Source organism: Trinickia symbiotica, assembly GCF_003028655.1.
GTDB classification, from domain to species: domain Bacteria; phylum Pseudomonadota; class Gammaproteobacteria; order Burkholderiales; family Burkholderiaceae; genus Trinickia; species Trinickia symbiotica_A.
On sequence record NZ_PYUC01000014.1, the window covers coordinates 20,771 to 39,801 of the forward strand.

Here is a 19,031-nt window from a genome sequence, read left to right on the forward strand (position 1 = left end):
GGTGCAATCCGTAGGAGACCACCTCCCATGTCCCTTTTCCGCAAAAAGAACGTCGAGCAAATGATCGCCGGGGCCCAGCGCACCGGGCTCAAGAAGGCGCTCGGCGCGCTCGATCTGACGTTCCTCGGCATCGGCGCCATCATCGGCACCGGCATTTTCGTGCTCACGGGCACGGGCGCCGTGCAGGCCGGCCCGGCGCTCATGGTCTCGTTCCTCATCGCGGCCGTCGCCTGCGCGCTCGCCGGGCTCGCCTACGCGGAGTTCGCCTCGACGATCCCGGTCGCCGGCTCTATTTACACGTACTCCTATGCCACGATCGGCGAGCTGGCCGCCTGGGTCATCGGCTGGGACCTCATGCTCGAGTACGGGCTCGCGACGTCGGCGGTCTCGGTCGGCTGGTCGGGCTATCTGCAATCGCTGCTGGCCGGCTTCGGCTTGAAACTGCCCGTCGCGCTCACGGCCGCGCCCGGCACGGTGCCCGGCGCCTCCACGCTGTTCAATCTGCCCGCCTTCCTCGTCATGATGATCATCACGACGCTGCTCTCCGTAGGCGTGCGCGAATCGACGCGCGTCAATAACTTGATGGTCGCGATCAAGGTCACGGTCGTGCTCGCCGTGATCGCCGTCGGCGCCTTTCACGTCGAGCCGGCCAACTGGCACCCGTTCATGGCGAACGGCTGGCACGGCGTGTTCGGCGCGGCGGCCGTCATGTTCTTCGCGTTCATCGGCTTCGATTCGGTCTCGTCGGCAGCCGAGGAAGTGAAGAATCCGAAGCGTGACTTGCCGATCGGCATCATCGCCTCGCTCTCCGTTTGCGCGGTGCTCTACGTTGCCGTCGCGGCCGTCGTGACGGGTATCGTGCCGTCGGCGCAGTTCGCGAGCATCTCGCATCCGGTCTCATACGCGCTGCAGGTGGCCGGGCAGAATTGGGTGGCCGGCTTCATCGATCTCGGCGCCGTGCTCGGCATGCTGACGGTCATTCTCGTCATGAGCTATGGCCAGACCCGCATCATCTTCGCGATGTCGCGCGACGGGCTGCTGCCGAAGAAGCTTTCGAGCGTGCATCCGCGCTTCGCGACGCCGTTCACGACGACGTGGCTCGTCGGGCTCTTCTTCGGCTTCATCGGCGCGCTCGTGCCGCTCGACGTGCTCGCCGAGCTCATCAACATCGGCACGCTCGCGGCGTTTTCGATGGTCTCGATCGCCGTGCTCATCATGCGGCGCACGCACCCGCATCTGCCGCGCGCGTTCCGCTGCCCCGGTGTTCCCGTTGTGCCGGTCCTGGCCGTCGCCGCATGCGTCTTCCTGATGGTCAACCTGCAGGCCATTACCTGGATCGCTTTCCTCGTCTGGCTCGTGATCGGCATGACGGTCTACTTCGGCTATTCGCGTCGCCGCTCGCTGCTCGCCGTCCATTCGCGCTGAGCGTTTCTGCCCACGTCTTCAGCCCCTTTTTGGGCGCGCCGCCCGCGGCGGCGCGTCGCGCTGGCGTCTTGTCATCCCAGGTTCATAATGAATGTTGGCCGGCGATCTGTCGCATCGGCAGTCGTCGGTCGTCCTTCAAAGTGGGAGACAACGCAATGGAATTGACGCAAAGCTATACGCTGCCCGTGCCACCGCAACGTGCGTGGGAAGCGCTGACCGATGCCGAAGTCCTGCGCACCGCGATCCCCGGTTGCGAGCAGATACGCGCGGATGGCGAAGACGCCTTCACGTTCGCGGTCAATCTGTCCGTCGATGGGGTCCGAGCGCGCTTCTCGGGACACCTCCGCATGCTCGACACCGATCCGCCGCACACCTGCACACTACGCTTCGAAAGCGATGCGGGCAGTGAGGCCGGCGCCGTCGGCAATGCGCGCGTCCATCTCGACGCCGACGGGGACGCGTCGACGACACTGTCCTATCAGGCCGAGAGCCAGGCGAACGGCTCCGCGGGGGGCCTGCGTAAGCTCGCCGACGAGTTCGGCAAGCGCTTTGCCGCTTGTGTGGCGGGTGACGGCTTCGGCGTCGTCGGCGATGCGCCGCTGCCGTCCGACCCTTCGGTACAGCATGCGGCCGTTGCCGAATCGGCTCCCGCCGGAAAGGGAGCGAAGTGCTGGAAAGCGTGGACGACCGGCTCGTAATTGTCGGGCGGCCGGGCTTTTCGAGCGCCGGCCGGTTCCGTAACCTTTCTGATCTTTGGGGCGGGAGCGCCGCCCTTCTCGCCCATCACTCCGCCGAAGGCAGCAATGGATACGAAATCGGGCCGACCGGCTCCGATCGCGCGTCGGCCTCGGCCGGCGCCGGGCCATCGGCGGCCCCGCTCTCGAGCCGGTAGAGCCAGGCCAGCAGCTCCGCTACCGCCTGATAGAGCTCGGGCGGAATCTTCGCGTCGAGGTCGACCTGCATCAGCAGCGAGACCATCTCGGGCGCCCGATGCACGTAGAGCCCCGACTCCTGTGCTCGCTGAATGATCATCTCGGCAAAAAGGCCGTAGCCCTTCGCCACCACACGCGGCGCGCTGCCTTCGCCCTTGCCGTCGTAGGCAAGCGCCGCGGCGCTTCGGCGTCGCGGGCGGCTCACGTGCCGCTCCATTCGAATGGATCGTCGAAGAGGCCCTCGAGCGGCGACGGCGGCCCGCGCCGCCCTTCGCCCGCACCGGATGCCGTGACAGCGTCCGGCGCGACGGCCGCATCGTGCGCCTGCGCGTCGGCGGCGGCCGCCGCCGCGCGCGCGTAGGCCGATGTCGCCGCCTGCGCCGCATCGGCCGTCGCGGCGGAATCGGCTCCGCCGACTTCGCGAATCGTCAGCCCCGTCAGTTCGATGCCGGCCGCGCGCAGCCGGCGGCCGAACGCCTCGCCGCCCGTGGCGAGCCGGGCCGCCCCGGCCGGACTCGCCTGCACGCGAACGACGAGGCTCGTCCCCTTCAGGACGAGATCCGCATCGACGGTCCCGAGCGTCGGCAAGGCGAGCGTCAGGCGCGTGCGCCAGGCCTGCTCGTCCGGGGCCTCTTGCTCGCCGGGGCCTCGATAACGGTCGGGCTCGGGCTCGATCGTCCAGTCGAGCTTCGTGCCCGGCCAGACTTCGCCGGTCCAGCGGAATTGCTCGGTCGCCAGCAGATCGAGTTGCTGGCGCACGAGCGGAATCGTCGCCGGATGAATCGATGCGGCGACCGACGCGGGCGCGCCGCCGAAGGGGTCGCCGGACACGCCGAGCGCGCTCGCCGAGCGGGCCGATGCGCCGGCTGAGCCGGTCGCCGCGGAGCGCAAGCTGTCGGCCGCGTTGCCGAAGGCCGTCGCCGCGCCCGGCTGTCCTGGAAATGGGCGCGCGCCGGCATAGGCCGAAGCGGACATGCGCGGATCTCCAGGCAGCATCGGCGATGCGGACGGCTGCGAACCCGTCGCGTGCTGCAGCAAGGCAGTGGCCAGCGCGGCGCCGTCTCGGAGGACGCCTGCCGCCGATGCGAAGGCCGATGACGCCGGCGACGCACCGAAGAACGCGTCCGAGCCGTCAGCGCCGGCGGAGGCCGTCTGCTCCCAATCGAACGAAAGCTGGGCGGCCGCCGCGGCGAGCCGGGTCTGCGGTTCGTCGGCGAGCAGCTCGGCCGGATAGTTGCCCGAGAGCCACTGTGCAAGATGCGATTCGTAAAAGAGGCCCGTCTCGGCCACCGTCTTTTCGAGCGCGGCCGCGAGGGCTTCGACGGGAAGCGCCGCGGCCAATGTCGCGGCCGTGGCCGCCGAGCTCGCCGAGGCGGCCGCCCCGCCCGACATCGCGGTGCCGCCCGATGCGCTCGCCGCGGCGGCGCCCGCGCCCAAAGGCCCCGCGCCGGCGGCCGGTTGCGCGTCGATCGCGGGCGGCGCCGGCCAGATCGGTGCCTCGCCGAGTACAGGCTGCGTAGCATCGCCGCCGAAGCGCGAGATGGCGTCGAGCGTCAGCGCGACTTCGGACAAGATCGCTTGCGCCGAGGCAGGCGGCGGCGCGTCGGCAATCGGTATCGCACCGCCGATCGGCGCGGTGCTCGTATCGGTGGCTTCGGCGGAAGCGCCCGTTTGCGTGGTGGCCGTGCGTGCGCCGGCGCCGACGTTCTCGATGAGGGCGTCGAGGCGGCTCGTCAGCATGGAGCCTAGCGTCGAGTCGATTCCGGACATGCTCGGGCCTCGTGTGCCGCGTCACCTGCGTGCGTAGGGGGTGACGGCTGGCGGCGTCTGATACGGCGCGGCTATCCCGCGCGGAACAACCCCTTCAACACGTGAGCCGGACGCGGCGCCGAAAAAAAAACCTGCAGGCGCGCCATGCTCGGGTTGGCGAGATCGCGAATGGCGGCATCGTCGGCGAGGATCTGGCGGATGAGGTCGTACTTGCGCAGCCGTTCACTCTCGTTGAGCGAAACGTCCGCGTCGATCGCGCAAAGCGCGTCGACGAGCACCCGATACTCGTCCTGCAGCTCGGTGAGCTCGTCCCACAGCGACTTGCGCGCCGCCGTCAGCATGCGTGCTGAAATGGCCGCAATCGCCTCGTAGCGGGCGAAATAGTCAGCTTTGGCGTTCATCGTTGTGCGTCCGGCGCTCCCTGCGCTGCTCTTTTTGCCGCTTGATCGCCGATGCCGATCCAGGCTTCCTCCAACGTCGCGAGCAGCCGATCGACTTCGATGAGGATCGCCTCGCTTTGCTCCAGGTTGGCGTCGAGCAGGCGGCGAACCATGTAGTTGTAAAGCGCGTCGAGCCGCAGTGCGAGGTCGCCGCCCACGTCCTTCTTCAACGATGCCTGCAGGCCGCCGGCGATGATGTTCATGGCCTTGCTGATCGCTTCACCGCGCGGGCCGATATTGCCTTGCTGAAGATGCATGCGAGCCTGCGCGATCGCCTGGCGCGCACCCTGGTAAAGCATGAGGATCAGCCGATGCGGATCCGCGCCCATCACCCCTGTCTCGACGCCGACGCGCGCGTAAGCGCTTGCTCCAGCGTTGCCTTGGGAAAACATCGGCGCTTCTCCTTCTTCTTCAATGGTTCGCAGTGGTGAACGCCAGGCGCGACCGGCCCGCCGCGGCGCGCGCACGCCGCAGGCCGAGCATGGGGCCGCGCCAGCCCCGGACACGCCTCGCCCGGCATGCCTCGCTTATAAGGCGGTTATCGGATCGCGAAAGGAAAGCTTTAGTCGTATTAACACGCAATTTCGGCGAAAAGCCTTTCAAAAAATGCCGTTTTGAAAGCTGCATTTAATCTTCTGATGAAATGAAACGCGCGCCGAAGAGAGCCGCCTTTCGGCACTCCCTACGGTGGGAAAGTCATCATGGGGCGGCTGCCGTCAGCGAGCCGCCGAGCGGGAGCCTGGGCGGCAACGCGCGATCAGATCGACATCTGCATGATCTCGTTGTAAGCCGTGACGAGCCGGTTGCGGACCTGCAGGCCGAACTGGAAGCCGATGCCGGCCTTTTGCATGTCGACCATCACGTCGTTGAGCGAAACGTTGGAGGCGCCGACTTCGAAGGCCTTCCACTCGTTGTCGGCCTTTTTTTGGTCGGTGCTGATCTTGTCGAGCGAGCTCTTGAGCGCGGCGGCGAAGCTGCCGGCATTGGCCGCGCCCGCCTGCTCGCCGAGCGCGGACGCCTTCGAGCCGCCGGCGGCCTCGGCCGCCATCGCCTGCATCTGCTGCAGCGCGGATGTGAGCGGGTTGACTGGCACTGTCATCGTTTCTCCCTCTGCTCTGTTGTCCGGGCCCGGCGCTTTGGCCGCCTCGCCCATTCATGCATAACCGTGATAGCGGTGATGGATGACAAGCATAGCAATGCCGCCTTTCCCAAACTTGCGAAACTGGGGGGTAAACCCGGTTCTATTCGACTGATGGCTTGTCAGCCCGGCATGGATAATCCCCCTCGTGAAAGTGTCTGCCCGTGCCGGCTTGGCCTACGTTTCACGTAGTCCTGCACGCGCACCGGACGGACACCCCCGCATCCCGGAGAACCCCGACGCATGGATTCGCAGGCCAACTCTTTGATCAACCCCGACGCCCGCATGGGCCTCGCGGCCGGCGCGCAGCCGGGCGCGCCGGCCGCGGGCGCCGTGGCAGGCGCCGGCGGCGCGGGGGCGGCCGATTTCGGCGGCTTCGCCCAGCGCCTGTCGTCGCTCTCGCAAGTGCGCGGCAACCCGCGCGCGGCGCTGATCGTCGCCGTGGCCGTATTCGTCGCCGTCGTGGCCGCCCTCGTCCTCTGGAGCCGTGCACCCGACTACCGCGTTCTCTACAGCAACCTGTCGGATCAGGACGGCGGCGCGATCATTACCGCGCTGCAGCAGGCCAATGTTCCTTACAAGCTATCCGAGAACGGCTCCGCGATTCTCGTGCCGTCCGATCAGGTAGCCGAAGTGCGCATGCGGCTCGCCTCGCAAGGGCTGCCGAAGAGCGGCTCCGTCGGCATGGAGCTGATGGACAACGAGCGTTTCGGCATCAGTCAGTTCGCCGAGCAGATCAACTACCAGCGCGCGCTCGAAGGCGAGCTCGAGCGGACGATCGAGTCGATCTCCGTGGTCCGCCGCGCGCGCGTGCACCTCGCGATTCCGAAGCCGACGGTCTTCGTGCGCGAGAAGGAAGCGCCGACGGCGTCGGTGCTCGTCAACCTCTTTCCGGGCCGCGCGCTCGACGAAGGACAGGTCGCCGCGATCACGCACATGGTGGCGTCGAGCGTGCCCGACCTGCCGTTCAAGAACGTGACCGTCATCGATCAGGACGGCAACCTGCTCACGCAGCCGGCGACGGGCTCGGGCCTCGATGCTAGTCAGCTCAAGTACGTGCAGCAGGTCGAGCGCAACACGCAGCGCCGCATCGATGCGATCCTCGCGCCGCTCTTCGGCGCCGGCAACGCCCACTCGCAGGTCAGCGCCGATATCGACTTCGCGCAAAGCGAGCAGACGGCCGAGAGCTACGGCCCGAACGGCAACCCGCAGCAGGCGGCAATCCGCAGCCAGCAGACGAGCTCGTCGACGGAGATGGGGCAGACGGGCGCCTCGGGCGTGCCGGGCGCGCTGTCGAACACGCCGCCGCAGCCGGCCTCGGCGCCGATCGTCGCGGCCAGCGGGACCAGCGCGACGACGGCCGCGACGACGCCGATCAGCGAGCATAAGGACGCGACGACGAACTACGAGCTCGACAAGCGCGTCTCGCATACGGAGCAGCCGATGGGCGGGATCCGCCGGATCTCGGCGGCGGTCGTCATCAACTATCAGCGCGTCGTCGATGCCAAGGGTCACGTGACGATGCAGCCGCTCGCCGCGGATCAGCTCGCCAAGGTCGAGCAGCTCGTGAAGGACGCGATGGGCTACGACGCGAAGCGCGGCGACTCGGTCAACATCGTCAACAGCGCATTCGAGACCGAGGTCGATCCGCTCGCGAACCTGCCGTGGTGGCGCCAGCCCGACGTGATCTCGCTCGCGATGCAGGCGGCCAAATGGATCGGCATCGGCATCGTCGCCCTCGTCCTCTATTTCATGATGGTCCGGCCGGTGCTGCGCCGCGCCTTCCCGCCGCCGCAGGCGGCGACCGAGGCGGCGCGCCCGAACGTCGGCTCGCCCGACGAGCCCGTGCTGCTCGACGGCTCGCCGGCCAACGCTTCGCCCGTCACGACGGCGCTCGAGCACGACAACGACAGAGAGATCAATCTGCTCGCGTTCGAGAGCGAGAAGCAGAAATTCGAGCGGAACCTCGATTACGCGCGCACGATCGCGCGCCAGGATCCAAAGATCGTAGCCACCGTCGTCAAGAATTGGGTGTCCGATGAGCGCTGAAGGGGTCACCAAGAGCGCGCTGCTGCTGATGTCGCTCGGCGAGGAGGAAGCGGCGCAGGTGTTCAAGTTCCTCGGGCCGCGCGAGGTGCAGAAGATCGGCGCGGCGATGGCCGCGCTCAAGAACGTGACGCGCGAAGAGGTCGAGAACGTGTTGCAGGACTTCGTCAAAGAGGCGGAGCAGCACACGGCGATGTCGCTCGATTCGAGCGAGTACATCCGCTCGGTTCTGACGAAGGCGCTCGGCGAGGACAAGGCCGGCGCGCTCATCGACCGCATTCTGCAAGGCGGCGACACGAGCGGCATCGAAGGCCTCAAGTGGATGGATTCGCCGGCCGTCGCCGAGCTCATCAAGAACGAGCATCCGCAGATCATCGCGACGATCCTCGTTCACCTCGATCGCGATCAGGCTTCCGAAATCGTCGCCTGCTTCACCGACCGGCTGCGCAACGACGTGCTGCTCCGGATCGCGACGCTCGACGGTATTCAGCCGGCCGCGCTGCGCGAGCTCGACGACGTGCTGACGGGCCTGCTCTCGGGCAGCGACAACCTGAAACGCAGCCCGATGGGCGGCGTGCGCACGGCGGCGGAAATCCTCAACTTCATGACGAGCTCCCACGAAGAGACGGTGCTCGAGAACATCAAGCAATACGACGCCGAGCTCGCGCAAAAGATCATCGACCAGATGTTCGTCTTTGAAAACCTGCTCGACCTCGAAGACCGTGCGATCCAGCTCCTGCTCAAGGAAGTCGAGTCGGAGGCGCTCATCATCTCGCTGAAGGGCGCGCAGCCCGCGCTGCGGCAGAAGTTCCTCTCGAACATGTCGCAGCGTGCGGCCGAATTGCTCGCCGAAGACCTCGACGCACGCGGACCGGTGCGCGTGTCCGAAGTCGAGACGCAGCAGCGGCGCATCCTCCAGATCGTGCGCAATCTCGCCGAGAGCGGCCAGATCGTGATCGGCGGAAAGGCGGAAGATGCCTATGTCTGATTCGCGCGGCTCGGACAAAGGACAGCTCTCGGCGTACCAGCGCTGGGAGATGGCCTCGTTCGATCCGCCGCCGCGGCCCGACCCGGCCGCCGAAAGCGCGCTCGAGGCGGAGCTGCAGCGGCTGCGCGAAGCGGCACACGAGCAAGGCTTCGCCTCGGGACACGTCGCCGGTCAGGCGCTCGGCTATCAGGCCGGCTTCGACCAGGGCCACGCCCAAGGCTTCGAAAAAGGCCGGCAAGAAGCACTCGCCGAGGCCGCGCGGATCAGCGCGCTCGCAGGCGTTTTCAAGTCGGCGCTCGAGGGCGTGCAAAGCGAGCTCGCCGAATCGCTCGTCGCGCTCGCGCTCGACATCGCTCAACAAGTCGTCCGCCAGCACATCGCGCACGACCCGGCGGCGCTCGTCGCCTGCGCGCGCGAGGTGCTCGCCGCCGAGCCGGCCCTCACTGGCTCGCCGCAACTGATTGTCCATCCGGCCGATCTGCCGGTCGTCGAAGCCTATCTGAAAGAGGAGCTCGAATCGCTCGGCTGGCAGGTGCGCACCGACCCGGCCATCGAGCGCGGCGGCTGCCGCGCGCAAGCCGCGAGCGGCGAGATCGACGCGAGCGTCGCCACACGCTGGGAGCGCGTGGCGGGCGCGCTCGGCAAGGTGAGCCAGTGGTGACGGCCCGAACCGCCGCGCCCTCGTTGCGCATGCCGCTTTCCGCTCCCGATCCGGCGCTCGCCGGCAACCCGCATCTCGCCGCCTGGCGCGCGCGGCTCAACGCGGCCGGCGAGCGCAACGCGCTCGCGCGCCCGCTCTCGTCGTGCGGGCGGCTCACACGCGCCGCGGGCCTCGTGCTCGAAGCCGTCGGCTTGCGCCTCGGCGTCGGCGCCGAATGCATGATCGAGCTGCCGCCCGGCAGCTCGCTGCCCATGGCCGAGGCCGAAGTGGTCGGCTTCGCCGCCGACCGGCTATTCCTGATGCCGACGACCGAAGTCGCCGGCCTCTTGCCCGGCGCGCGCGTCTTTCCGCGCGAGAGCGCACCCGTCGCCGATCCGCTCGCCGGCGCCAAGCGCCTGCCGGTCGGCTGGGGCATGCTCGGGCGCGTCGTCGATGCGTCGGGACGGCCGCTCGACGGCTTCGGCGAGCTCGAGGCCGGCGCCGATGCGCCGCTCTCCTCGCCTTCGATCAATCCGCTCCAGCGCGAGCCGATCCAGCAAGTGCTCGACGTCGGCGTGCGCGCGATCAACGCGCTGCTGACGGTCGGGCGCGGCCAGCGCATGGGCCTCTTCGCGGGCTCGGGCGTCGGCAAATCCGTGCTGCTCGGCACCATGGCGCGCTATACGAGCGCCGAGGTCATCGTGATCGGTCTCATCGGCGAGCGCGGGCGCGAAGTGAAGGAGTTCATCGAGCAGATCCTCGGCAGCGACGGCCTGGCGCGCTCGGTCGTCGTCGCGGCCCCCGCCGATGTCTCCCCCCTCTTGCGGATGCAGGGTGCCGCTTACGCGACCTCGCTCGCCGAATACTTCCGCGATCAGGGCAAGCATGTGCTGCTGCTGATGGATTCGCTCACGCGCTACGCGATGGCCCAGCGCGAAATCGCGCTCGCGATCGGCGAGCCACCCGCGACGAAGGGGTATCCGCCTTCGGTGTTCGCCAAGCTGCCGGCGCTCGTCGAGCGCACGGGCAACGGCCCGGCGGGCGGCGGCTCGATCACGGCGTTCTACACGGTGCTGACCGAAGGCGACGATCAGCAGGATCCGATCGCCGACGCGGCCCGCGCGATTCTCGACGGCCATATCGTGCTTTCGCGCGCGCTCGCGGAGTCGGGGCACTATCCGGCGATCGACATCGAGGCGTCGATCAGCCGCGCGATGACGGCGCTCATCGACGACCGACATCTCGAGCGCGTGCGCATGTTCAAGCAATTGCTCTCGCGCTACCAGCGCAACCGCGATCTGATCAACGTCGGAGCGTATTCGAGCGGGCGCGACGCGCTGCTCGACCGTGCAATCGCGCTCTACCCGCGAATGGAAGCGTTCCTGCAGCAAGGCTATCGCGAATGTGCGCCGTTCGCGCCGAGCCTCGAATTGCTCGGCGCGTTGTTCGAATAACGAGGAAGACCCAGGAGTCCGGCGATGACAAAGGATTTTCCGATCAAGACGCTGATCGATCTGGCCCAGGACGATGTCGACGCGGCCGCGCGGCAGCTCGGCCGTGTCCAGCGCGAGCGGGCCGATATCGAAGCGCAGCTCGAAGCGCTGATCCGTTATCGCGATGAATACCACGCGAGCTTTTCGACGGCGGCGCAATCGGGCATGCCGGCCGGCAACTGGCGCAACTTCCAGGCGTTCATCGACACGCTCGACGGCGCCATCGAGCAACAGCGGCGCCTGCTCGCGGCAGCCACCTCGCGCGTCGAGGCGGCCAAGCCCGAGTGGCAGCGTCAGAAGCGCAAGCTGGGTTCGTACGAGGTGCTGGCCGCGCGCGGCGAAGCCGCCGAAGCGCGCGTCACCGCGCGGCGTGAGCAGCGCGAAGCGGACGAGCATGCCGCGAAAATGCTGCGCATGGAGCGCCGCGATCAGCTGAACTGACTTTCAGAGGACTTTTCCCATGTCGCTCTTTTCTTTCCTCGGTTCGCTCACGGGCGTCGGCGCCGGCACGCCGGCGAGCGCGGCCGATGGCTCGGCGAGCTCGAGCGCGTCGGCCGGCACGTCGTTCGCGCAAACCTTGCAGCAAAGCATCGACGCTCAGCAGCAGGCCGCGGCGCAACCGCCAAGCAGCGGGTCGAGCAACGCCGGTTCCGGCGCTTCGTCGGATGCCTCGTCGTCCACGCAGGCCGCATCGAGCAGCTCGAGCAGCGCTAGCAGTTCAAGCAACGCGGGCAGCGCGAACGCATCGAGCAGTGCGAGCGATAACTCGAGCACGGCCAGCACGAGCCCCAGCGACGGCTCCGCATCGGCGCAAGGCTCGACTCAGGCGAGCGGCGACGGCGCGAACGGCGCAAGCGGCACCGGCAAGGGAACGAACGGCAAATCGAGCGACGGGCAGACGAGCGCCGCGCAAAACGCCAATACGGACGCGGCAAGCCAAGCCGCGGCGGCGGCCGCGGCAGCCGCCGCGCAAGCCCAGGCGCAGGCACAGGCCGCGAATGCCGCCGGGCAAGGCAGCACGCAGACGGACACCAGCGCCACGTCGAGCGCCGACGACGGCGACCCCGCTCTCGCCGGCGTGACGGCGACGGGCATCGCCAAGCCGGCAAGCACGACGCCGAAGTCGGTGCGCGACGCGATCGAAGCCGCGCTCGCCGCGCAGATGGGCACGCAGGCCACCGCGGCCGGCATGGCCGCCGCGTCGAGCGGATCGTCGGCAGCGAGCACGGGCACGCATATACTCGGCGGCAGCGGCGGCTCGACGACGGGCATCGGCGCTTCCCCGCTGGCCTCGAAGGCGCTCGCCTCGCTCACGGGCCAAGGCAAGAATGCCAACGGCGCGCCGGCGATGGGCACGCCGGAAGCCGCGAAGACAGTGCAAGGCGCGATGGTCTCGCAGGACGGCACGGCTGCTTCGACGGCCGCGCAGGCACTGGCGGCGAGCGGCGGCGATTCGCAGGACGCCGCGGCGCTTAAGGGCGTCGCCGACGCGGCCCATGCCGCATTGACGGACGCACAGACGGCGCAGGCCGCGCAGGCGGCACAGACCGCCCAGGCATCGAGCGCGGCCGGCGCGACGACGACGGCCAGCGCGGCAGCGAGCGCCGCCTCGCTTGCGCCGACCGTCGGCACGGACGACTGGGAAGACGCGTTCTCCCAGAAGGTCGTCTTCCTCTCGAACGCGCATCAGCAAAGCGCCGAGCTCACGCTCAACCCGCCCGACCTCGGCCCGCTGCAGGTCGTGCTGCAAGTGGCGGACAACCATGCGCACGCGCTCTTCGTCTCGCAGCACCAGCAAGTGCGCGAAGCCGTCGAAGCGGCGTTGCCGAAGCTGCGCGACGCGCTCGAATCGGGCGGGTTGAGCCTGGGCAGCGCAAGCGTCAGCGACGGCTCCGCGCGCCAGGCGAACCAGCAATATCAATCGGGCGGCGGTGGCCGGAACGGCTCGCGGCGCGCGGGCGCCGACGATGCGATCGACGGCACCGTCACCACGACGAGCACGCTACCCACGCGCCGCACGACGGGCTTGGTCGACACGTTCGCTTGAACGATCGACGAGCCTCTGGGCGTGTCGCCGCTTAGACAATCAGCATGAGCGACGCGTCCTGAACGCACGCGTTCGCGTCGTCCCCTCGGAGAAAAACCCATGCGGGGGTGCCGGCGGCGGCCGACGTCAGCGTGGGCGCGGTTCGCCCGGCCGCGCCAAACGGACGAGATGGCGTCGAATCTCCCTTCTTTTCGGCTTATCGTTGGCGCCCCGTTTGGCCAACAATCCATCCTACCGCTCACACGCAACGCATTTTCATGGCCTCCACGACCGCAGCCACTCAGCAGAACGCCGCCCAGCCCGCTACGACGGGCAAGGTCAAGCGCATCGTGCTGATCCTCCTGATCGCTCTCGTCGCGGCCGGCGCGGCTGCGGGCGGCATGTACTTCTTTTTGTCGAAGAGCGCCCCGGGCAAGCCGGCGGCGCCGCCTCCGCCCGCGCCGCCGGTCTTCTTCGCGCTCGAGCCGATGACGGTGAACCTGCTCTCCGACGACGGCCAGCACTACCTGCGCGTAGGCCTGACGCTCAAGCTCGCCGACGAAAAGATGCAAGCGCGCCTGACGGAGCATATGCCCGAGCTGCGCAGCCGGATTCTGCTCGACCTGTCGAACAAGCACCCCGAGGATCTCTCGACGCTCGACGGCAAGCGCGCGCTCGCGAAAGAATTGCAGTCGCTCGTGGAGCAACCGACCGATGCGGGCGCGCCGCCAGTGCAGGTCGAGGAAGTGCTGTTCACGGAATTCGTCGTCCAGTAGCGGCGTCCGCGCCCGGGTGGATGACGTGACACACCGGGCACCAACCGACGCCACCTGAGCGATCTCATCAAACGAGGGACGAACAAGCGCGATGGGCCACGAAGAGTTCATGTCCCAAGAGGAAGTCGATGCACTCCTCAAGGGCGTTACGGGCGAGTCCGACTCCGCTGCCGAGCATGGCGAGAAATCGGGCGTACGTCCCTACAACATCGCCACGCAGGAGCGCATCGTCCGCGGCCGGATGCCCGGCCTCGAGATCATCAACGAGCGTTTCGCTCGTCTCATGCGCATCGGCATCTTCAACTTCATGCGCCGCACGGCGGAAATCTCCGTCGGGCCGGTGAAGGTGCAGAAATACAGCGAGTTCACGCGCAATCTGCCGATTCCGACGAACCTGAATCTCGTGCACGTGAAGCCGTTGCGCGGCACGTCGCTGTTCGTGTTCGATCCTAACCTCGTCTTCTTCGTCGTCGACAATCTGTTCGGCGGCGACGGGCGCTTTCATACGCGCGTCGAGGGCCGCGACTTCACGGCCACCGAGCAGCGCATCATCGGCAAGCTGCTGAACCTCGTCTTCGAGCATTACACGACGGCCTGGAAGAGCGTGCGGCCGCTGCAGTTCGAGTTCGTACGCTCGGAGATGCATACACAGTTCGCGAACGTCGCGACGCCGAACGAAATCGTCATCGTCACGCAGTTCTCGATCGAGTTCGGGCCGACGGGCGGCACGCTCCATATCTGCATGCCGTACTCGATGATCGAGCCGATTCGCGACGTGCTCTCCTCGCCGATCCAGGGCGAAGCGCTCGAAGTCGACCGGCGCTGGGTGCGCGTGCTGTCGCAGCAGGTGCAGGCGGCCGAAGTGGAGCTGACGGCCGAGCTCGCCGCCATCGACGTGACGTTCGAGGACATCCTCAACATGCGAGCCGGCGACGTGCTGCCGATCAACATCCCCGAGCACATCGTGGCGAAAGTCGATGGCGTGCCCGTCATGGAATGCGGCTACGGAATTTTCAATGGTCAATACGCGCTGCGCGTGCAAAAGATGATCAGCGCGGCCGATACGATGAAGGAAGCTGGATATGAGTGACCTCAACGCCACGCCCAACGAAGGCACCCACGCGGTCGAAGCCCAGATGGCCGCCGCGATGGAAGCCCAGGCCGCCGCCGCGGCCAGCGACGAAACGAGCCTCGACGACTGGGCGAGCGCGCTCGCCGAGCAGAACTCGAACGAGGCGCCGACGGCCGCGGCCGGCGTGTTCCAGCCGCTCTCGAAGGTCGCGCCGACGTCGACGCGCAACGACATCGACATGATCCTCGACATCCCGGTCCAGATGACCGTGGAGCTCGGCCGCACGAAGATCGCGATCCGCAATCTGCTGCAGCTCGCACAGGGTTCCGTCGTCGAGCTCGACGGGCTCGCCGGCGAGCCGATGGATGTGCTCGTGAACGGCTGCCTCATCGCGCAGGGCGAAGTCGTCGTCGTCAACGACAAGTTCGGTATCCGGCTCACCGACATCATCACGCCGTCCGAACGCATCCGGAAGCTGAACCGATGATCGAAGTGCTGCGCCGGCCCGCGGCCGGCGCGCTGGCCGCGTTGTTAGCGTTGTTCGCGCTGCCCGGCAGTGCGCTCGCCGCCGACATGAACGCCGTCAATCACGCCGCAAGCATCGCGTCGGCCGTCGGGGCCGGCACCGCTGCGCCGTCGCTCGGCATCGGCGCCGTTCTCCAGACGCTCTTCGGCCTCGCCGCCGTCGTGGCCCTCGTGCTCGCCTGCGCATGGGTCGCGCGCCGTACCGGCTTCGCGCCGGGTGCGCGCGGCCATATCGTGAGGACGATCGGCGGCGTCTCGCTCGGCGGCAAGGAACGCGTGGCCGTCGTCGAGATCGGCGACACCTGGCTCGTGCTCGGCGCCGCGCCCGGCAACGTGCGATTGCTCCACACGCTGCCGGCCGGCTCGAAAGATGTCGCGCATGCCGCGGGCGGCGGCTTGGGCTCGGGCGGGCCCGACGGCGGGCATCCCGCATCCCCCACCTCATTCAGCTCGCGCTTTCGCGCCGCGCTCGCGGCCGAGGCGAAGAAGCGCTTTTTCCTGCCCTCGGGCGGAGGCAAGTAAATGTCGTTGTGCTCGACCGCGCGGGCGGCGCGGCTCGCGCGAGCCGCATCGTCCGTCACTTTCGCGCTGATCGCGCTGACGCTTACGCTCGCGCCCATCTCCTCGTTCGCGCAGGCCGCCGGCCTGCCGGCCCTCACCGCGACACCGGGCGCGAACGGCGGCACGACTTATTCGCTGACCGTGCAGACGATGCTCGTGTTGACGATGCTGTCGTTCCTGCCGGCGATGGTACTGATGATGACGAGTTTCACGCGCATCGTGATTGTGCTCTCGCTGCTGCGGCAGGCGCTCGGCACGGCGACGACGCCGCCGAACCAGGTACTCGTCGGCCTCGCCCTCTTTCTCACGCTGTTCGTGATGTCGCCGGTCCTCGACAAGGCGTACAACGACGGCTACAAGCCCTTCTCGGAGGGCACGGTTTCGATGGACGTGGCCGTGCAGCGCGGCGTGGCGCCTTTCAAGACATTCATGCTGCGCCAGACTCGCGAATCGGACCTCGCGCTCTTCGCGCGGATCTCGCACGCCCCGCCGATGCAAGGGCCCGAGGATGTGCCGCTTTCGCTGCTCGTGCCGGCGTTCGTCACGAGCGAGCTGAAGACGGGCTTTCAGATCGGCTTCACGATCTTCATCCCGTTTCTGATCATCGACATGGTCGTGGCGAGCGTGCTGATGTCGATGGGGATGATGATGGTCTCGCCGGTCACGATCTCGCTGCCGTTCAAGCTGATGCTGTTCGTCCTCGTCGACGGATGGCAGCTTTTGATCGGCTCGCTCGCTCAGAGCTTCGCCTCATAAATGTCCAGCAGGAGTCGCAGGGAATGACGCCGGAATCCGTCCTCACGCTCGCGCATCGGGCGATGTACGTCGCGCTGCTCATCACCGCGCCGCCGCTCGTCATCTCGCTCGTCGTGGGGCTGCTCGTGAGCTTCTTTCAGGCCGCGACGCAGATCAACGAGGCGACGCTGACGTTCATTCCGAAGCTCGTCGCCGTGGCGCTCACGCTCGTCATCGCCGGGCCTTGGATGCTCTCGATCGTGCTCGACTACATGCGCCAGGTGCTGACGAGCATTCCTTCGATGGCAGGGTAGGCCGGCGCCGCTCCTCTCCCCTTCTCCTCGCCAACGGACCGATGTTCACCGTCACCTATGCGCAGTTGAACGTCTGGATGACGGCGTTCCTCTGGCCGTTCGCGCGCATCGCGGCCGTGATCGGGACGGCGCCCGTCGTCAGTCAGTCGTCGGTGCCCGCGCGCGTCAAGATTGGTCTCGCGGCGTTCCTGACGCTCGTCGTCTCGCCGACGCTCGCGCCGCTGCCACAGGCGACGGTCTTCTCGGCCACCGGCATCTGGATTCTCGTCAATCAGTTCGTGATCGGCGCGGCGCTCGGGCTCACGATGCAGCTCGCGTTCGCGGCCGTCGAGCAGGCGGGCACGCTGATCGGCCTGCAGATGGGGCTCGGGTTTGCGACGTTTTTCGATCCGACCTCGAACGCCTCGGCCGAAGTCGTCGCGCGCTACATGAGCACGATTGCGATGCTCGCGTTCCTCGCGCTCGACGGCCACCTGCAACTGATCACGTCGCTCGCCGCCTCGTTCCAGACGATACCGGTCAGCGCCGACATGCTCGGCCGAGGCGGCTTCAACGCGCTCGTCCAATGGGGCGGCGCCGTGTTCTCGGCGGGGCTGCTGCTCGCGCTGCCCGTCGTCGTCGCGCTTTTGATCGCAAACCTCGCGCTCGGCGTGCTCAACCGCGCCGCGCCGCAGATCGGCATCTTTCAGGTGGGCTTTTCGGTGACGCTGCTCGCGGGCCTGCTGCTCTTGCAACTGATGCTGCCGAACATGATCCCGTTTTTCGCCAGGCTGTTTGATCTCGGCACCGAGGCGATGGGGCGCGTCGCGGCGGGGATGCGTTGAAGCGTTAAAAAAAGCCCCTCGCTCAGCGAGGGGCCTGCCTCATGTTGGCACGCCAGGGTTAGCCCGGCGTGTATCGACGTGCGGTCACAGATATTGGAACAGCGACATCCCTTGCGTCTTGACGAAGCTTTGCTGAGCCGCCTGCAGCGACGTTTGCTGGAGCTCGTACTGACTGATGACCGCCGTCATGTCGATATCGGTCACGCTCGAGAGATTGCTTTGCGTCTGCACCGAGTTGGTCTGCGTCACGGTCTGCAACGCGTTGAGCTGCTGCTCTCGGCCACCGACGGATGCTTGCACGACGGTGATGGCCGACAGCGAGTTCTGAAAGCGCACCGTCCCCGTCGACAGCGCGTTCGCGAGCGTGGCACCGGCCGCCGCGCTGCCGCTCGTCGGCGTCTGCAGGGCCGAGATGATGGAGTCGATCGTCGTGAACAGACTGCTGTTTTGCGAAGCCGTGGACGGCGTCACCGTGAACGTGTCGCTGGGGTTCGGGTTGCCCGAAAGCGTCACCGACATGCCGGTGCCGAGCGAGATGCTTGAACCGGCGGTGTAGGTGAACGGCCCCGTCGTCGTCGTGCCTCCGGTCGGCGACGTGTCCGCGATCGAGTAAGTCGGTGCCGCCGACGTGCCGCCGATCGTGATCGTGAAGCTGTCGCTGTTCGAAGTGGCGGTCGGATCGGTGATGACAGGTTGCTGCGTGATCGTGCCGTTGCCCGTGTTCGACGTCGAGCTCGCCGCAACGGGAGACGTGCCGAGGCCCGGGACCGACAGGAACACGTTCGCTCCGCTGTCGTTCGTCGCGATCGTCGTCGTATTGGCCACCTGCACTTCGCGCACGCCGCTGTCGCCGAGGTACGTCACGCCGCCCGACGCATTGTTCGTGAACGGCGCCGTCTTCGACTGAAAACCCGAGAAGACGTAGCTGCCGTTGCTGTCGCTCGTGTTCGCAAGCGAGAGAAGCTGGCTGCGATAGCCTTCCATCGTCTTCGCGATCGCCGAGCGCTGCGAGTCCGTGAGCGACCCGTCGCCCGCCTGCGTGATCAGCGACTTGACGCTCGCCATGACGCCCGTCACGCTCTGGAGCGTCTTGTCCTCGAGCTGCAGCGACGAAAGCGCCGCGTTCTGATTGGTCGTGTACTGCGTGAGCGTCTCCGACGTCAGGGTGAGCTGCACCGCCTGCGCGGCGCCGACCGGATTGTCAGCCGGCGTCAGCAGCGACTTTCCGGTCGAAATCTGCTGATAGAGGTCGTTCAGCTCGCTTTGCTGGTTGTCCATCGACTGGACGCTCTGGTTGTAAAACTGTGCGGTCGAGATACGCATGGC

General features: G+C 67.4%; 21 protein-coding genes. 15 read left to right on the plus strand and 6 right to left on the minus strand.

Annotation, left to right across the window (positions count from 1 at the left end; all coding sequences use genetic code 11):
• Positions 1–27 precede the first annotated feature (27 nt).
• The gene (locus C9I57_RS24580; RefSeq protein ID WP_107153207.1) at positions 28–1,425 is read left to right on the plus strand and encodes an amino acid permease; all 1,398 of its coding nucleotides are present in this window, start codon (positions 28–30) and stop codon (positions 1,423–1,425) included.
• A 155-nt stretch (positions 1,426–1,580) separates the two neighbouring features.
• The gene (locus tag C9I57_RS24585; protein ID WP_107153208.1) at positions 1,581–2,123 is read left to right on the plus strand and encodes a CoxG family protein; all 543 of its coding nucleotides are present in this window, start codon (positions 1,581–1,583) and stop codon (positions 2,121–2,123) included.
• Positions 2,124–2,208: 85 nt separating this feature from the next.
• On the opposite strand, the gene C9I57_RS24590 is transcribed toward C9I57_RS24585, so the two are convergent.
• The 5 genes from C9I57_RS24590 to fliE all read right to left on the minus strand — a co-directional run bounded on the left by C9I57_RS24590 (position 2,209) and on the right by fliE (position 5,666).
• Positions 2,209–2,562: an EscU/YscU/HrcU family type III secretion system export apparatus switch protein gene (locus tag C9I57_RS24590; protein WP_107153308.1), complete on the minus strand. Its 354-nt coding sequence runs from the start codon at positions 2,560–2,562 to the stop codon at positions 2,209–2,211.
• Positions 2,559–4,127 (minus strand): flagellar hook-length control protein FliK, encoded by a 1,569-nt coding sequence (gene fliK, locus C9I57_RS24595; protein ID WP_107153209.1) that lies wholly within the window; start codon positions 4,125–4,127, stop codon positions 2,559–2,561. The genes C9I57_RS24590 and fliK overlap by 4 nt, the downstream gene beginning before the upstream one ends.
• A gap of 71 nt (positions 4,128–4,198) precedes the next feature.
• Positions 4,199–4,528 carry a flagellar protein FliT gene (locus tag C9I57_RS24600; RefSeq protein WP_018442655.1) on the minus strand — a complete coding sequence of 110 codons (330 nt, stop codon included), beginning with the start codon at positions 4,526–4,528 and terminating at the stop codon, positions 4,199–4,201.
• Positions 4,525–4,959, minus strand: coding sequence for a flagellar export chaperone FliS (gene fliS, locus C9I57_RS24605; RefSeq protein ID WP_107153210.1), 435 nt, complete (start codon positions 4,957–4,959; stop codon positions 4,525–4,527). Before fliS ends, C9I57_RS24600 begins: the two co-directional genes overlap by 4 nt.
• A 365-nt stretch (positions 4,960–5,324) precedes the next feature.
• Positions 5,325–5,666, minus strand: coding sequence for a flagellar hook-basal body complex protein FliE (gene fliE, locus C9I57_RS24610; protein WP_107153309.1), 342 nt, complete (start codon positions 5,664–5,666; stop codon positions 5,325–5,327).
• Positions 5,667–5,948: 282 nt separating this feature from the next.
• Between fliE and fliF the strand changes: the two genes are divergently transcribed.
• The 13 genes from fliF to fliR all read left to right on the plus strand — a co-directional run bounded on the left by fliF (position 5,949) and on the right by fliR (position 17,705).
• On the plus strand, positions 5,949–7,754 hold the full coding sequence (fliF, locus tag C9I57_RS24615; protein WP_107153211.1) for a flagellar basal-body MS-ring/collar protein FliF: 1,806 nt from the start codon (positions 5,949–5,951) through the stop codon (positions 7,752–7,754).
• On the plus strand, positions 7,744–8,739 hold the full coding sequence (fliG, locus tag C9I57_RS24620; protein ID WP_107153212.1) for a flagellar motor switch protein FliG: 996 nt from the start codon (positions 7,744–7,746) through the stop codon (positions 8,737–8,739). The genes fliF and fliG overlap by 11 nt, the downstream gene beginning before the upstream one ends.
• A complete protein-coding gene (gene fliH, locus C9I57_RS24625; protein ID WP_107153213.1) occupies positions 8,726–9,400 on the plus strand; it encodes a flagellar assembly protein FliH in 675 nt (224 codons plus the stop codon). The genes fliG and fliH overlap by 14 nt, the downstream gene beginning before the upstream one ends.
• A gap of 29 nt (positions 9,401–9,429) precedes the next feature.
• Positions 9,430–10,833 carry a flagellar protein export ATPase FliI gene (fliI, locus tag C9I57_RS24630; protein ID WP_258187812.1) on the plus strand — a complete coding sequence of 468 codons (1,404 nt, stop codon included), beginning with the start codon at positions 9,430–9,432 and terminating at the stop codon, positions 10,831–10,833.
• A gap of 24 nt (positions 10,834–10,857) precedes the next feature.
• On the plus strand, positions 10,858–11,313 hold the full coding sequence (gene fliJ, locus C9I57_RS24635) for a flagellar export protein FliJ (RefSeq protein WP_107153215.1): 456 nt from the start codon (positions 10,858–10,860) through the stop codon (positions 11,311–11,313).
• A gap of 19 nt (positions 11,314–11,332) precedes the next feature.
• Positions 11,333–12,919: a flagellar hook-length control protein FliK gene (locus C9I57_RS24640; protein WP_107153216.1), complete on the plus strand. Its 1,587-nt coding sequence runs from the start codon at positions 11,333–11,335 to the stop codon at positions 12,917–12,919.
• 257 nt (positions 12,920–13,176) lie between these two features.
• On the plus strand, positions 13,177–13,674 hold the full coding sequence (fliL, locus tag C9I57_RS24645; protein WP_107153217.1) for a flagellar basal body-associated protein FliL: 498 nt from the start codon (positions 13,177–13,179) through the stop codon (positions 13,672–13,674).
• Between the two features lie 91 nt (positions 13,675–13,765).
• Complete coding sequence (fliM, locus tag C9I57_RS24650) at positions 13,766–14,764, plus strand: flagellar motor switch protein FliM (protein ID WP_107153218.1); 999 nt, start codon at positions 13,766–13,768, stop codon at positions 14,762–14,764.
• Positions 14,757–15,233 carry a flagellar motor switch protein FliN gene (gene fliN / locus C9I57_RS24655; protein ID WP_107153219.1) on the plus strand — a complete coding sequence of 159 codons (477 nt, stop codon included), beginning with the start codon at positions 14,757–14,759 and terminating at the stop codon, positions 15,231–15,233. Before fliM ends, fliN begins: the two co-directional genes overlap by 8 nt.
• Complete coding sequence (fliO, locus tag C9I57_RS24660; protein WP_107153220.1) at positions 15,230–15,793, plus strand: flagellar biosynthetic protein FliO; 564 nt, start codon at positions 15,230–15,232, stop codon at positions 15,791–15,793. The genes fliN and fliO overlap by 4 nt, the downstream gene beginning before the upstream one ends.
• Positions 15,794–16,588 carry a flagellar type III secretion system pore protein FliP gene (gene fliP / locus C9I57_RS24665; RefSeq protein ID WP_258187802.1) on the plus strand — a complete coding sequence of 265 codons (795 nt, stop codon included), beginning with the start codon at positions 15,794–15,796 and terminating at the stop codon, positions 16,586–16,588.
• A gap of 23 nt (positions 16,589–16,611) precedes the next feature.
• Entirely contained in the window at positions 16,612–16,881 is a 270-nt protein-coding gene (fliQ, locus tag C9I57_RS24670) for a flagellar biosynthesis protein FliQ (protein WP_107153221.1), read from the plus strand.
• 41 nt (positions 16,882–16,922) lie between these two features.
• The gene (gene fliR / locus C9I57_RS24675) at positions 16,923–17,705 is read left to right on the plus strand and encodes a flagellar biosynthetic protein FliR (RefSeq protein WP_107153222.1); all 783 of its coding nucleotides are present in this window, start codon (positions 16,923–16,925) and stop codon (positions 17,703–17,705) included.
• Between the two features lie 84 nt (positions 17,706–17,789).
• Here the strand turns inward: fliR and flgL are convergent, their stop codons facing one another.
• Positions 17,790–19,028 carry a flagellar hook-associated protein FlgL gene (gene flgL / locus C9I57_RS24680; protein ID WP_107153223.1) on the minus strand — a complete coding sequence of 413 codons (1,239 nt, stop codon included), beginning with the start codon at positions 19,026–19,028 and terminating at the stop codon, positions 17,790–17,792.
• Between the last annotated feature and the right edge of the window lie 3 nt (positions 19,029–19,031).

What these genes read in the sequence shown, in the direction of transcription:
- C9I57_RS24640 (WP_107153216.1), top strand. Translation starts at nt 11,333, where the DNA reads ATGTCGCTCTTTTCTTTCCTCGGTTCGCTCACGGGCGTCGGCGCCGGC.
- fliI (WP_258187812.1), top strand. Translation starts at nt 9,430, where the DNA reads ATGCCGCTTTCCGCTCCCGATCCGGCGCTCGCCGGCAACCCGCATCTC.
- C9I57_RS24585 (WP_107153208.1), top strand. Translation starts at nt 1,581, where the DNA reads ATGGAATTGACGCAAAGCTATACGCTGCCCGTGCCACCGCAACGTGCG.
- fliF (WP_107153211.1), top strand. Translation starts at nt 5,949, where the DNA reads ATGGATTCGCAGGCCAACTCTTTGATCAACCCCGACGCCCGCATGGGC.
- fliQ (WP_107153221.1), top strand. Translation starts at nt 16,612, where the DNA reads ATGACGCCGGAATCCGTCCTCACGCTCGCGCATCGGGCGATGTACGTC.
- fliE (WP_107153309.1), bottom strand. Translation starts at nt 5,666, where the DNA reads ATGACAGTGCCAGTCAACCCGCTCACATCCGCGCTGCAGCAGATGCAG.
- fliG (WP_107153212.1), top strand. Translation starts at nt 7,744, where the DNA reads ATGAGCGCTGAAGGGGTCACCAAGAGCGCGCTGCTGCTGATGTCGCTC.
- fliL (WP_107153217.1), top strand. Translation starts at nt 13,177, where the DNA reads ATGGCCTCCACGACCGCAGCCACTCAGCAGAACGCCGCCCAGCCCGCT.
- fliR (WP_107153222.1), top strand. Translation starts at nt 16,923, where the DNA reads ATGTTCACCGTCACCTATGCGCAGTTGAACGTCTGGATGACGGCGTTC.
- fliS (WP_107153210.1), bottom strand. Translation starts at nt 4,959, where the DNA reads ATGTTTTCCCAAGGCAACGCTGGAGCAAGCGCTTACGCGCGCGTCGGC.
- fliP (WP_258187802.1), top strand. Translation starts at nt 15,794, where the DNA reads ATGTCGTTGTGCTCGACCGCGCGGGCGGCGCGGCTCGCGCGAGCCGCA.
- fliK (WP_107153209.1), bottom strand. Translation starts at nt 4,127, where the DNA reads ATGTCCGGAATCGACTCGACGCTAGGCTCCATGCTGACGAGCCGCCTC.
- C9I57_RS24600 (WP_018442655.1), bottom strand. Translation starts at nt 4,528, where the DNA reads ATGAACGCCAAAGCTGACTATTTCGCCCGCTACGAGGCGATTGCGGCC.
- C9I57_RS24580 (WP_107153207.1), top strand. Translation starts at nt 28, where the DNA reads ATGTCCCTTTTCCGCAAAAAGAACGTCGAGCAAATGATCGCCGGGGCC.
- fliJ (WP_107153215.1), top strand. Translation starts at nt 10,858, where the DNA reads ATGACAAAGGATTTTCCGATCAAGACGCTGATCGATCTGGCCCAGGAC.
- fliN (WP_107153219.1), top strand. Translation starts at nt 14,757, where the DNA reads ATGAGTGACCTCAACGCCACGCCCAACGAAGGCACCCACGCGGTCGAA.
- fliO (WP_107153220.1), top strand. Translation starts at nt 15,230, where the DNA reads ATGATCGAAGTGCTGCGCCGGCCCGCGGCCGGCGCGCTGGCCGCGTTG.
- fliM (WP_107153218.1), top strand. Translation starts at nt 13,766, where the DNA reads ATGGGCCACGAAGAGTTCATGTCCCAAGAGGAAGTCGATGCACTCCTC.
- fliH (WP_107153213.1), top strand. Translation starts at nt 8,726, where the DNA reads ATGCCTATGTCTGATTCGCGCGGCTCGGACAAAGGACAGCTCTCGGCG.
- flgL (WP_107153223.1), bottom strand. Translation starts at nt 19,028, where the DNA reads ATGCGTATCTCGACCGCACAGTTTTACAACCAGAGCGTCCAGTCGATG.